The sequence below is a fragment of the Candidatus Electronema sp. JC genome (assembly GCF_048287365.2).
Lineage (GTDB): Bacteria > Desulfobacterota > Desulfobulbia > Desulfobulbales > Desulfobulbaceae > Electronema.
The window spans coordinates 146944-159515 of the sequence record NZ_JBLWEM020000063.1 but is presented as its reverse complement, the minus strand read 5'-3'; the positions used below and the strand labels follow the sequence as shown (position 1 = coordinate 159515).

Here is a 12572-nt window from a genome sequence, read left to right as displayed (position 1 = left end):
GTCAAATTTCAGAGGCTGTACAAGCTGTTCTTTGCAACATGCTCCCGCACATGCTCGTTCAATTCTACCGGCTCGTTACCCCTCCTTATCTGCTCCCGAATTGCTGACGAAGAAATATCCTCCTTCAGCCGGTTGACAAGCAAGACAAACTCCGCCCCGTCCGCCCGCTGCCAGCGCATTTCCGCCGCATCGGGAAGGAACGGGCCGGGCAGCCGCTCCATCGCCTGCCGCATGGCCGCGAGCGGAATGCCGGGCCGGGAGATGACGATGAACTTGGTCAGCTTGAGCAAATCCTGAAAACGATGCCAGAGATGGAGTTCGAGCAGGGAATCCGCGCCGAGGAGGAAATAAAACTGCCCGGCCAGCCGCTGGCGCAGCTCCCGCAGAGTGTCCACCGTGTAGGAAGGCGCGGGCAGCTCGGCCTCAATAAGCGAGATGCTGAAGCGGGCGCAGCCAGCCAAAGCCGCTTCCAGCATGGCGACGCGCTGGCCGTAGCTGGCCCAAGTTTTCCGTTTGTGGGGCGGATCAGCCGCCGGGATGAACAGCACCTGATCCAAGCGCAGCTCATCGGCGGCCTGCTCCGCAATCGCCAGATGCCCGGTATGAACCGGGTCAAAAGTGCCGCCGAAGAGGCCGATCCGCTCCATCGCCCTTACTGGCGGATTTCGCCCGCCCCATAGACCACGAACTTGCGTGTGGTCAGCTCTTCCAAGCCCATCGGGCCGTAGGCGTGCAGTTTGGTGGTCGAAATGCCGATTTCCGCGCCAAGGCCGAACTGGCCGCCGTCGTTGAAGCGGCTGGAGGCGTTGATCATCACTGCCGAGGCATCCACCTCGCGCAGGAACCGCTGGCTGTTCGCATACGAATTAGTGACGATCACCTCGGTGTGCTGCGAGCCGTATTGCTCGATGTAGCGGATAGCCTCGTCCATGTCGTCCACCACTTTGATAATCATTTTCAGCTCAAGGAACTCGGTGCCCCAGTCGGAATCCTGCGCCGGGACAATCTCCGGGACAATGGCTCGGCTTTGCTCGCAGCCGCGCAGCTCGACTCCGGCAGCCATCAGCTCCTTGGCCGCCGCAGGCAGGAAGCAGGGGGCAATCGCCTTATGAATCAGCATTCCTTCCAAGGCGTTGCAGACACCGGGCCGCTGCGTCTTGCCGTTCATCGCCAGACGAATGCCGGTAGCAACATCCCCGCTTTCGTCCACATACATGTGGCACACGCCCTTGTAATGCTTCAGCACCGGAATCTTTGAATTCTCGGTGACAAAGCGGATCAGCCCTTCGCCGCCGCGCGGAATAATCACGTCAATGAATTGCTCCTGCGCCAACATGACGTTGATGCCGTAGCGGTCGGTCACAGGAATGACCTGAGCGGCCTCCGCAGGCACGTTATGTGCGACCAAAACCTTTTGCAGCAGTCCGGCCAAAGCAAGGTTGGAATGAATGGCCTCGGAGCCGCCGCGCAGCAGCACGCCGTTGCCCGCCTTCAGGCAGAGGGCGGCAGCATCAATGGTCACGTTGGGCCGCGCCTCGTAGATCATGCCGATCACGCCCAGCGGCACCCGCATCCGGCCCACAGTGATGCCGCTTGGCCTGCGCTTCATCTCGTCCATTTTGCCGACCGGATCCGGCAGCGCGGCGATTTCATGCAGGCCCTGAATCATCGAGTTGATGACCTTGTCGCTGAGGGTCAGCCGGTCAAGCATGGCTAACGAAAGCCCTTTCTCGCGGCCCGCATCCACGTCTTTCTTGTTCTCCGCCTTGATGAAGTCCCGCTGCGCCTCAAGCTCCTTGGCTGCGGCGAGCAGGATGCTGTCTTTGACGGCGGTCGGCAGAGCGGCCAGTTTGCGGGCGGCCTTGCGGCCTTTCTCCGCCATGCCGATGATGAGCTGTTCGATTTCGGTGTTGGTCATGATGATCACCTTTTTTCAAGATTAATGATGCACGTTCAGGTATGGATTCAGTTGATTTTCTTTCAGGCGAGCAGCAGGTGGGTTGGGATGGATTTTGAATCCGCTTGCGGCTCGCCTGACGTTCCGGCAAGGCATTTCAAACTTTGTTTGGGTTAGCCAAAAAACAGATGCCGCGCAGGGAACATATAACGCCGCCGCTGAAATTTTTCTGAGTCATCTGAAAGATGGCTGTCACGCATGAAGACTGAAACACAGCAGCGTATTTTCAGCGAAACAGCTGAAGTCTCGGCTGCCGCATTTTAAATTTCGTTTACGTCCTCCGAAAGACAGGCAGCGCAGACAAAGCCTGAATCGCAGCAGCGTATTTTCAGCGAAATAGCTGAAGTCTCAGTTGCAGCATTTTCAGTTTTATTTGCGTCCTCCGAAAGATAAGCAGAGCGCCCGAAGCCTGCAACGCCGCATTTGATTCTCCGATGAGAGGCCGAAGTTTCATCCGCCGCAGACCAAATAAAAATTTCGGGCTGTAAGCAACGGCTGAATGGGACAACGCAGCGCGGCGGAACAATTGTCATAACAGCAGCGCATTCCAGTTCGCCGCCCGGCTTTCTTTTAAATCAGGCAGCAGGACAATTTTTTCTGGAAAGCCGTATTTGGCCAGCGCGTCGCGGAAAAAGCGGAGCGAATCATTGACAATTTCCGGCGGATGACTGCCGTGCAGATTATAGATCAAGCCGAGCAGGCGCATCTGCCGCTGTTTGATTGCCTCAAGGCAAAGCAAGGTGTGATTGATCGAGCCGAGGCGGGGGGAAGTGACGAGAATCAGCGGCCAGTCTTTGGCGCGCAGATAGTCGAGCAGGAGCAGCGAGCGGGTCAGCGGCACCAGCAGGCCGCCCGCGCCTTCGACAACAAGCTGCCCGAACTGCCCGGCCAGTTTGTCGGCGGCCTGATCAAGCCGGGCCGGATCAATCGCCGCGCCCGCTTTTTCTGCGGCAAGATGCGGCGAGGCGGCCAGCGGAAAGCAGTACGGGCAGGTCAGCCGCTGCTCGTCCTCCGGCTGCCAAGCAATGCCCATCAGCCTGCGGTGCAGCCGGATGTCCTCCGGCTCCGTGCAGCCGGTCTGGACCAGCTTCATGGTCATGACCGACGCGCCCTGCTCGCGGAGATGGCGGGCGAGCAAACCGGTGACGACCGATTTGCCGACCCCTGTGTCGATGCCGCAGACAGCGACAGGCGGATTCATCGCTCCCCGTCGGCCAGCAGGACGAGGTTGTCGCGGTGAATAATCTCGTCGCTGTCGCGGAAGCCGAGAATTCCCGCCAAGTCGCAGGTTTTGCAGCCCTTGATCTTGTCAATGTCCGCCGCCGCGTAGTTGACTAAACCAGCGGCCACCACCCGTCCGTCCGGGCAGCGGCAATGCACCGGCGCGCCGACCTTGAAGCCGCCTTCCACCCGGACGATGCCTGAAGGCAGCAGGCTTTTGCCGCGCTCGACAATGGCCCGGCAGGCGCCTGCGTCGAGATCAAGAAAACCGTCGGGCCGCAGGACGTAGCCGATCCAGTGCTTCCTGCCGCTGATTTTCACTTTCTCCGGCAGGAAAAAGGTGCCGACCATCGCCCCGGAGAACAGCTCCCGCAGCACGTTTTTGTTGCGGCCCGGCCCGATGAAGGAGCTGCCGCCGCAGGCCGCGACCATCTTCGCCGCCCGGATTTTTGACTGCATTCCCCCGGTGCCGAGCGAGCTGCCGCTGTTGCCCGCCATCGCTTCGACTGTGCTGTCCACCTTGGCCACGGTGTAAATCGCCTTCGCCGTTGGATCAAGGGCGGGATTGGCGGTGCAGAGACCGTCCACGTCGGAGAGCATGATGTACATGTCCGCGCCGATCATGTTGGTGATCAGCGCGCCGAGCGTGTCGTTGTCGCCGAAGCGCAGCTCGCGCACGGAAACAGTGTCGTTCTCGTTGATGATCGGCACTGCGCCGAATTCAAACAAGGTGAGGATGGTGTTGCGGACGTTCAGGTAGCGGTCGCGCTGGGAGAGGTCGGCGTGAGTGAGCAGCAGCTGGGCGACCTGCTGGCCGCCCTGATCAGCAAACCGCTGCTCGTAAGCCTGCATGAGCAGTCCTTGGCCGACAGCGGCAAGGGCCTGCTTGACCTTCAGCGGCTCGCCCGGCTGCTTTTCCACGCCCAGCCGCCGCCGCCCGGCTGCCACTGCGCCGGAGGTGACAAGAATCACCTCGCGCCCGGTGGAGCGGAGAAAGCTGATCTGGCGGCAGAGCGTGTCGATGAATTCAAGATTCAGGCCGTCAGCATTGGTCAAAACCGCGCTGCCGACTTTCAGCACCACGGTTTTCGCCTGATCAAACAGGGTCTGGCGGTAAAACAGGCCGTCCTCGCGGTCCACCTGAAAGGTCATGGCTGCGCCTCCTCTGCTTCTGCCGCCTCCCGCTGCGCTTCGAGCAGACTGCCGATGCGTTTCTTGAGCGCGTCAATGCCGATTTCATCCAGAGCGGAAATCAGCAGCACGTCCTTCATGCCGTTGTCGGCAAACAAAGCTTTGACCGCCGCCTGCTCTTCCTCATAGAGACAGTCCATTTTGTTCAGCACAACTATGCGGGTGCGGTCGGCCAGCTCCTCTTTGTAGGCCGCCAGCTCCGTCGCCAGCACCTTGTAGTCCGCCAGCGGATCCTCGCTCGATGCGTCTATCAGATGCAGCAGGATGCTGGTGCGCTCGATGTGGCGGAGGAAGCGGTGGCCGAGGCCAAGCCCTTCGCTCGCTCCTTCGATCAGGCCGGGGATGTCAGCGATGATGCAGGGCTTCTCGAAGCGGAAATGCAGCACGCCCAGCTGCGGCTCCAGCGTGGTGAAGGGATACGGCGCAACCTTGGGATTGGCGGCGGAGAGCTTGGACAGCAGCGTGGATTTGCCCGCGTTGGGCAGGCCGATCAGGCCGACATCGGCCAAAAGTTTCAGCTCCAGCCGCAGCCAGCGTTCCTCGCCAGGCGTGCCGGACGTGGCCTTGCGAGGGGCGCGGTTGGTGGAAGTTGCAAAGCGGGTGTTGCCCAAGCCGCCTCTGCCGCCCTGCGCGGCGAGAAACCGCTGGCCCGGCTCAGTCAGATCAGCCAGCACCTCGCCGGTGTCCACATCTTTCACCACGGAGCCAACGGGCACCGGCATGAAGAAATCCTTGCCGCCGCGCCCGTGCATGTCGCTGCCCATGCCGTGGCCGCCGCGCTCGGCCTTGAAATGGGAGCTGTAGCGGAAATCGAGGAGTGAATGCTTGCCCGGATCAGCCTCCAGATACACGCTGCCGCCGCGCCCGCCGTCGCCGCCGTTGGGGCCGCCGTTGGGAAGAAACTTCTCCCGCAGGAAACTGACGCAGCCGTTGCCGCCGTCCCCGGCCTTGACGAAAAACTTTACTTCATCTACGAAAGCCATTATCTTTTACCGGTAATCTTTGCAGGGTTTGCTGAACAGCAGCGGCTGAAAATGCGATGCTGCGCGGACGGAGATGCCTTGACCTGTCTCGTCGGCCAGACGCTGAAGCGCAGCGGCATGAAAGTCCGCTGCCGCCTCAAAGCCAATGAAATGCCGTTTCAGGCGGGCGGCAGCCACTGCGGTTGTCCCGCTGCCCATGAACGGATCCAGCACAGTCTGTCCTTCTCGTGTAGTGAGCCTGATCAAAAATTCAATCAGCTGCAAGGGCTTCTGCGCCTCATGAATTTTTTTCTCATGCCTGCCGAAACCGAATTCCAGCACGTTAGTCGGATTGGTGCCGCGTATCTGGCAGTCCTCGATGTTCATCGCCCCGACACCATGCTCCAGCACGTTATCGGCGATGGTGCCGCCAATTCTGTAGGGCTTCATGAACCATGCGATCGGCTCGTAAATAGGGGCGAGATTGCCGAGCCGCCAGCCCTGCCAAGCCGCCGCCGCCTCTTTCAGATTGCGGCGGTCAAAAATGATGCTCACCCGCTGCGCCCGATGATGCGCTACGTCCTTTTTCCACGCAAGGATGTCTTTCAGGAGAAAGCCGCAGTCTTCAAAGGCATTGATCACGCGGTGGATTGTGCGTCTCGCTCCAAACACAAAGAGTGATGCGCCGTCCTTCAGTTTCGGCAGAATCAGCTCCGCCCACGTGCCGCACCAGTCCTCGTATTCTCTGCCCATGTGCCGGTCCGCCTGCGACCAGCCATTGATCGGCTTGCCCCGGCGTTTGAAGCCCGACTTGCCGACTTGCGCCGGAGACTGCCCCAGCAGGGCTGAATTGGTGTTGCTGTGCAGCACATCCCAGTCATCCAAGCTGATGCCGTAAGGAATGTCTGACAGAAACAGCTCAATGCTGCTGTCTGCAAGCAGCGGCAAGTGTTCGCGGCAGTCTGCGCAGATGATCGTGTTTAAATAGCCCTTATTCATGGCCTCATCCCAGCTCCAGCAAGCCGTTGTCCGCCACTGCCTTGACTGCCCGTTCTCTGTTCTCGATGTTCCGCGATTTGAGCACTTCCCGGACAGCTTCCTCGCGCGAAAGCCGCATGATCCGTTCACGTTCCGCAGCAAGAAAGGCGAGCGCTTCTTCTTGGGCGATTTGTATGGACTCAAGAGCCGAAATTTTCTCTTCCCGCCAAATGGCGGCAAGGCGGTCATCCGAGCCAAGCAGGGTGCGGTTCAGCGTCTGCCAATATGCTCCGGCATTTTGCGACGGATTCATGGCTTCAACAGCCTTGAACATATTGTGCAGCAAGGAAACAGCGGCGATTTTTCCTGCGGATTCAGTGTGCCGGACAAGGACGGCAAGATGCGTGTAGGTGCAGACGCACACCGATCTGGCGGCAGCCTGCTGGTAAATCTGACTGGTGCGGGCAGGCAACTGATAAACAGGACAGACCACCATTGCAAAGGGCTTGCCGCGCTTCCAGTTGTCGAGAGCTTGGACTTTAAAATCTTTCTGATTCTTGGCGGTGCGGCTTAGTCGGAAGGCTTTGGCATCAGCAACAAAACTGTATCCATCACATACGCATTCAACGTCTGCGGCATCGGCCCGCTCCTTCAGCACCAAGCTGGTGAAGCCCATCGCCGCGTATGCCTCATGAATGACGGCATCAGTATATTTTGAATACAGTTTTTCCTCGCTGCTGTCATGGGCGTATCCTTCGGGGATCATGCCGCAAAGCCTGAGATGGCCAAGCAGGGAAGATAGACCGTCTTTTTGAATTTCTGCGGCAAGCTCCTGCTGCACCCGCTCTGCGTCAACGCCAAAATTGCCGCTGAGACGGCTGATCTTCTCGACCCAGCACCGCCGGTTTTTCAGCTCCTGCGCTGCCGTCGCTGTCAACTTCATAACAAATCAGCCTTCATCAACTCGGAATGCCAACAAAAAACCCGACACCAAATTGGCGCCGGGTCAATTTTTCTGCCTGCTCCGTTGCGGCGCGGTCAGATCAGCAGCCTGCTCCGCATTGCTCTTGGGTGCAGGCGCAGGAAGCCTCGCAGCAGGCCGCAGCAGCCGGATACACCGAAACCCGCTTGCGGTCTTTGCCAAAGGCTTCAAACTTCACCACGCCGTCTACTTTGGCGAAGAGGGTGTAGTCGCGGCCGCAACCCACGTTGGTGCCCGGATAAATTCTGGTGCCGAGCTGGCGGACAAGAATGCTGCCCGCTGTCACGCTCTGGCCGCCGAAGCGTTTCACGCCGCGCCGTTGTCCCGCGCTGTCGCGGCCGTTTCTGGAGCTGCCGCCCGCTTTTTTATGAGCCATGAGATGTTCTCCGAAAGATAAAATGTGAAATGGAAGCAGCCGCCCGGCCTTACTGCGCGATCTGCTCGATGCTCAGGGCGGTGAAGGGCTGGCGGTGGCCGCGCAGCACCTGATAGTTCTTCCGTCTTTTCTTTTTGAAGACCAGCACCTTTTTGTCCCGGCCCTGCTCGACGATCTTGGCCACGACCTTGGCTCCGTCCACGACCGGCGCGCCGATCTGCACGTTGTCGCCGTCAGCCAGCAGCAGCACGTCGGACAGCTCGACGGTGTCGCCAATCTCTCCCTCAATTTTCTCGACTTTCAACTTGTCCCCGGCTGCGACCTGATACTGCTTGCCGCCAGTGCGTACTATGGCATACATGCGCCCGTCCTCCTGTATATGAATCAAATCATTGACAAATAGTTTATCGGCTTGTTTACGCGAAACATTTAATTAGACTACAAAACAGAGTCTCCTGTCAAGGGCAAAAAAAGCCCCGCCGCCGAATCTCTGCCAGAGCGCCTGCGGCAGCCCTCCTTTCCCTTGCCTAATGTCCGCCGTTTCATTATACTTGTCAGCAGGCTGGGCCTGTGCGCCTGCTCAGGCGGAACCGGAATCTTTCTTTCATCCCTATTTTGGAGAAGAACTATGAAAAAGTACGAATGCCCCTGCGGTTACATCTACGATCCGGCAGAAGGCGACTTGGACAGCGGCGTTGAGCCAGGCACCGCCTTTGAAGATCTGCCCGACGACTGGGTCTGCCCGAAATGCCAGGCTGAAAAAGAGCATTTTTATCCGGCTTGACAGTGTTCCCGCAGACCGACGGACCTGCCGCCGGTCTGCGCCCTGTTTCACACCAACTTAGAGGAAAACGCCCATGCTGCCGCTCCGCCTTCCCGTGCTCGCCCTGCTTCTTTCCCTGCTCGCCCTGCCCTGCTCCGGCAGCCGCGCCGCCGCCGGCAGTCTCAACGACGCAGAGGCGCTGGTGCTGAAAAGCAATGCCGTGTTCAGAAGTTTCATGAACGATCCCAATCTGGTCTGGTTTCATGATCATGTGGACAGGGCTGTCGGCATCATGATTGTGCCGCAGATGCTCCGGGGCGGCTTCATTGTCGGCGGCGCGGGCGGCTCCGGCGCATTATTAGCCCGCAGCCGCAGCGGCTCGTGGAGCCATCCGGCCTTCTACACCGTCGGCTCGCTTTCTTTTGGTCTTCAAGCCGGGGCAGACGCTTCCGAGCTGGTGCTCTTGGTCATGACCGAGGAAGGTCTGAACGCCCTGCTCTCCACCGAACTGAAGCTCGGCGCGGACATTTCTGTGGCCGCCGGGCCAATGGGCAAGAACGCCAAGGCGCAGACCGCCGACGTGCTGGTCTTTGGCCGCTCCAAAGGCGTATTCGGCGGCGTGTCAGTTGAGGGCGCGGTGCTCGCCCCCCGCTACGACTGGAACCGGGCCTACTATTATTCCACCGAGCTGATCAGTCCGATGGACATTCTCGTCAGGCGGACAGTGAGCAACCGCCAGGCCGAGCCGCTGCGCCGCGCCCTGCCCGGCGGCAGCAGGCCGCACACGCTCTCCCGGCAGCAGGAGGAGCCATACCGCGGCTATCCGGCCAGTCCGAGCTACGGTTACGACGCTCCGGCGTATCCGCCGCCTGCGGCCCAAGACTATCCGGGCACTGGCGGCAGCGGCTGGCGGAATCCTGATCAAGGCTGGCGCAACCCAGATCAGGAGTGGCGGAACCCGGACGCGCTCCAGCAGCAGGAACTGCCAGGGTATTAGCAGGCGGCAGCAAGGGGCGATGAACAGACATCGCCCTTTTTTTGTCCTTTTTCCGAAGAAAACAGCAATCATGAGCGACAGTTTAGTCACCGGCGGCGGCGGCTTCATTGGTCTGGCCATAGTGCGGGAGCTGCGCCGTCAAGGTCGGAAAGTGCGCGTTTTCGGCAGGCACCGCTATCCTGCGGCAGAAGCGGCGGGCGCGGTCTGCGTGCAGGGTGACATCCGCGCCGCGGCGGCGGTCAGCCGGGCGGTTGAAGGCTGCTCCAGCGTTTTTCATGTCGCTGCCAAAGCGGGCATCTGGGGCAGCTGTGACGAATATCAGGGCATCAATGTCATAGGCACGCGCAACGTGCTGGCCGCCTGCCGCGAGCACAAGATTCAGGCACTGGTGCACACCTCCACGCCTTCCGTGGTCTTTGACGGGCATGATATTGAGGGCGGCGGCGAGACGCTGCCTTATGCCTCCCGACCGCTCTGCCATTACGCCGCCACCAAGATCATCGCCGAGCAGGAAGTCTTGCAGGCCAATGACGGGCGGCTGCGCACGGCGGCCATCCGCCCGCATTTAGTCTGGGGGCCAGGCGACACCAACCTGATTCCCCGTCTGCTGGCCCGTGGCCGCGAGGGCAGCCTGCGCATAGTCGGCGACGGCCAGAACCGGGTGGACATCGCCTACATCGACAACGTGGCGCACGCGCATCTGCTGGCCGAGGAAAATCTGCGCGGCAGCGGCACAGCGGCAGGCAAAGCCTTCTTCATCGGCCAGCAGGAGCCGGTGCGGCTCTGGCCGTGGATCAACGGGCTGTTCGCACGGATGAACGTGTCGCCGGTGACGAAACAAATCAGCTTGGAGAAGGCCAAAGCGGTCGGCTGGCTGCTGGAAAAAGTCTATGCCGCTCTGAAGATCGAGCGCGAGCCGAAGATGACGCGCTTCTTGGCCGAACAGCTGGCCATGTCGCACTGGTTCAGCAAGCAGCAGGCGGAAACCTTGCTCGGCTATCAGGAGCAGGTTTCCACCGAAGAGGGCTTGGAAAGGCTGACGGCGTGGCTGCGGCAGGATAAAGTTGAAGTTGGCTGATACGCCCGCGCCGCATTCGGGAAGCGGCAAAAAATTCCTTTACAGAATGCAGACGGTTCTTCAGGATGAGCAGCAAAATATGTGCTGCATCAAATAACTAACAACAGAACAGACTATGTGCGGCATCTGCGGTTTCAACTGGCATGACGAGGGCCTGATTCGGGCGATGGCGGCAACCATTGAACACCGGGGGCCGAATCAGAAGGGCAGCTTCTGCTGCGACGAGATGTCGCTCGGCTTCCGGCGGCTGTCGATCATCGACCTGAGCGAGCAGGGCCGCCAGCCGATGTTCAACGAGGACAGCACGCTCTGCCTGGTCTTCAACGGCGAGATCTACAACTTCCAAGAGCTGCGGCCTGAGCTGGAGCAGAAGGGCCACGTCTTCCACAGCGAGACGGATTCGGAAGTCATCCTCCACGCCTACGAGGAATGGGGCGACGACTGCGTCCATCGCCTGCGCGGCATGTTCGCCTTTGCCATTTACGACCAGAAGCGCAGGCGGCTGCTGCTGGCCCGCGACCGCATCGGCATCAAGCCGCTCTATTACTCCTGGCAAAACGGCAGGCTGCGTTTCGCTTCGGAAATCAAGGCCATCCTCGCTGATTCGCAGGTGGAGCGGCGCATCAATCAGCAGGCCATGTACGACTACCTTGGCTTTGAGTTCGTGCCTGCGCCGGAAACCATGTTTGCGGGCATTCACAAGCTGCCTGCCGGGCACTTGCTGGTCTTGGAGAACGGGCAGATCAGCACGCGGCAGTACTGGGATTTGCAGTTCTGTCCCGGCCAGAACAAGCTTTCCTTCAATGAGGCCGTGGAGCGGATGCGCGAGCTGCTGGATCAGGCGGTTGCCAGCCATTTGGTCAGCGACGTGCCGCTCGGCGTGTTCCTCTCTGGCGGGCTGGATTCAAGCTGCATAGTCGCCCTGATGCGCAAGCACATCAGCGGGCCGCTCAAGACCTTCACCATCGGCTACGAGGACAAGTCCTACAGCGAGCTGGACTACGCCCAGATTGTGGCTGATCACTGCCAGACCGAGCACCAAGTGCTGCTGCTCGACAGCCTAAAGCCAGACTACGTGGAGCAGACGCTCTGGCATCTCGATGAGCCAATGACTGACCTCTCTACCGTGCCGCTCTATCTGCTCTGCAAGCAGGCCAAGGAGCAGGTCACGGTCTGCTTGTCGGGCGAGGGCGCGGACGAGAGCTTCGCTGGCTATGACCGCTTCAAGGCCAGCCGTATGAACGCTTGGTTCAGTCTGCTGCCCAGTGTTGTGCGCAAAAAGATGGTCGGGCGGATGGCGGCCCTGCTGCCGGATCAGCCGCAGAAGAAGGGGGCGGTCAACATGCTCAAGCGCTTCATCGAGGGCGCGAACCTTGACCCAGCAGGCCAGCACCTGCGCTGGCAGTATTTTCTCAATGAATCGCTGGCTGGCAAGCTCTTCAGCAGCGGCTTCCGCAGCGCAATCATGGCAGACCCGTTCCGCCTCGTGCGCGAGCACAACGCCCGTTGCGACGCGGGCGCAGACCGCATCAACCGGGAGATTTACTTGGACACCCGCTTCATGATGACCGACTCGGTGCTGATGAAGGTGGACCGGATGTCGATGGCCAGCTCGCTGGAAATCCGCGTGCCGCTGCTCGACCACGTGCTGGTCGAGTTCATGGCCTCGCTGCCCGGCGACTGGAAGCTGAAGGGCATGACCACTAAATACATCTTCCGGGCCGCCTTAGAGGGCCTGCTGCCGGAAAAGATCGTCCATCGCGGCAAGCAGGGCTACAGCCTGCCGGTCAAGCATCTCCTGCGCGGCGAACTGAAGCAGTACATGATCGAGCTGCTCAATGATTCAGCCGTGATCAGGGAGAACATGAACCTGCCCTATGTGAATCAGCTCATTGAGGAGCATTGCGCCCTCAAGCACAACCATAATCACATCCTCTGGGCCTTGATCAACATCGCCATCTGGCACAATCGCTTCTTCAAGTGACCTCTCCCCGGCTGACGTTCTGTTCAGCCGATTTTTTCTGCTCTTCACATCTTTTTGCTTGCAAGTTTCGGCAAACGAGGTAA

The 12572-nt window shown here is 60.0% G+C and carries 14 protein-coding genes; 5 read left to right on the top strand and 9 right to left on the bottom strand.

The window, feature by feature from the left end; translation table 11 throughout:
* Window positions 1-8: 8 nt before the first annotated feature.
* Both nadD and ACNKH3_RS11135 read right to left on the bottom strand, forming a co-directional pair.
* Window positions 9-647, bottom strand: a complete 639-nt coding sequence (gene nadD, locus ACNKH3_RS11140) for a nicotinate-nucleotide adenylyltransferase (protein ID WP_417917055.1) — start codon at window positions 645-647, stop codon at window positions 9-11.
* Window positions 648-652: 5 nt separating this feature from the next.
* Window positions 653-1918: a glutamate-5-semialdehyde dehydrogenase gene (locus tag ACNKH3_RS11135; protein ID WP_417917056.1), complete on the bottom strand. Its 1266-nt coding sequence runs from the start codon at window positions 1916-1918 to the stop codon at window positions 653-655.
* A gap of 82 nt (window positions 1919-2000) precedes the next feature.
* Between ACNKH3_RS11135 and ACNKH3_RS11130 the strand changes: the two genes are divergently transcribed.
* Complete coding sequence (locus tag ACNKH3_RS11130) at window positions 2001-2159, top strand: hypothetical protein (RefSeq protein WP_420209293.1); 159 nt, start codon at window positions 2001-2003, stop codon at window positions 2157-2159.
* Window positions 2160-2486: 327 nt separating this feature from the next.
* On the opposite strand, the gene bioD is transcribed toward ACNKH3_RS11130, so the two are convergent.
* The 7 genes from bioD to rplU all read right to left on the bottom strand — a co-directional run bounded on the left by bioD (window position 2487) and on the right by rplU (window position 8028).
* A complete protein-coding gene (gene bioD / locus ACNKH3_RS11125; RefSeq protein WP_417917057.1) occupies window positions 2487-3158 on the bottom strand; it encodes a dethiobiotin synthase in 672 nt (223 codons plus the stop codon).
* A complete protein-coding gene (gene proB / locus ACNKH3_RS11120; protein WP_417917058.1) occupies window positions 3155-4330 on the bottom strand; it encodes a glutamate 5-kinase in 1176 nt (391 codons plus the stop codon). Before proB ends, bioD begins: the two co-directional genes overlap by 4 nt.
* Window positions 4327-5352: a GTPase ObgE gene (gene obgE, locus ACNKH3_RS11115; RefSeq protein WP_420209292.1), complete on the bottom strand. Its 1026-nt coding sequence runs from the start codon at window positions 5350-5352 to the stop codon at window positions 4327-4329. The genes proB and obgE overlap by 4 nt, the downstream gene beginning before the upstream one ends.
* A gap of 6 nt (window positions 5353-5358) precedes the next feature.
* On the bottom strand, window positions 5359-6330 hold the full coding sequence (locus ACNKH3_RS11110) for a DNA-methyltransferase (protein WP_417916571.1): 972 nt from the start codon (window positions 6328-6330) through the stop codon (window positions 5359-5361).
* Between the two features lie 4 nt (window positions 6331-6334).
* Window positions 6335-7252 (bottom strand): HindIII family type II restriction endonuclease, encoded by a 918-nt coding sequence (locus ACNKH3_RS11105; protein WP_417916572.1) that lies wholly within the window; start codon window positions 7250-7252, stop codon window positions 6335-6337.
* Window positions 7253-7352: 100 nt separating this feature from the next.
* A complete protein-coding gene (gene rpmA, locus ACNKH3_RS11100; protein ID WP_417916573.1) occupies window positions 7353-7667 on the bottom strand; it encodes a 50S ribosomal protein L27 in 315 nt (104 codons plus the stop codon).
* 49 nt (window positions 7668-7716) lie between these two features.
* Window positions 7717-8028 carry a 50S ribosomal protein L21 gene (gene rplU / locus ACNKH3_RS11095; RefSeq protein ID WP_417916574.1) on the bottom strand — a complete coding sequence of 104 codons (312 nt, stop codon included), beginning with the start codon at window positions 8026-8028 and terminating at the stop codon, window positions 7717-7719.
* Between the two features lie 267 nt (window positions 8029-8295).
* Between rplU and ACNKH3_RS11090 the strand changes: the two genes are divergently transcribed.
* The 4 genes from ACNKH3_RS11090 to asnB all read left to right on the top strand — a co-directional run bounded on the left by ACNKH3_RS11090 (window position 8296) and on the right by asnB (window position 12489).
* Window positions 8296-8451 (top strand): rubredoxin, encoded by a 156-nt coding sequence (locus ACNKH3_RS11090; protein WP_417916575.1) that lies wholly within the window; start codon window positions 8296-8298, stop codon window positions 8449-8451.
* A 73-nt stretch (window positions 8452-8524) separates the two neighbouring features.
* Entirely contained in the window at window positions 8525-9427 is a 903-nt protein-coding gene (locus ACNKH3_RS11085; protein WP_417916576.1) for a lipid-binding SYLF domain-containing protein, read from the top strand.
* A gap of 70 nt (window positions 9428-9497) precedes the next feature.
* Window positions 9498-10505, top strand: a complete 1008-nt coding sequence (locus ACNKH3_RS11080) for an NAD-dependent epimerase/dehydratase family protein (RefSeq protein ID WP_420209291.1) — start codon at window positions 9498-9500, stop codon at window positions 10503-10505.
* Between the two features lie 115 nt (window positions 10506-10620).
* Window positions 10621-12489: an asparagine synthase (glutamine-hydrolyzing) gene (asnB, locus tag ACNKH3_RS11075; protein ID WP_420209290.1), complete on the top strand. Its 1869-nt coding sequence runs from the start codon at window positions 10621-10623 to the stop codon at window positions 12487-12489.
* Window positions 12490-12572 lie beyond the last annotated feature (83 nt).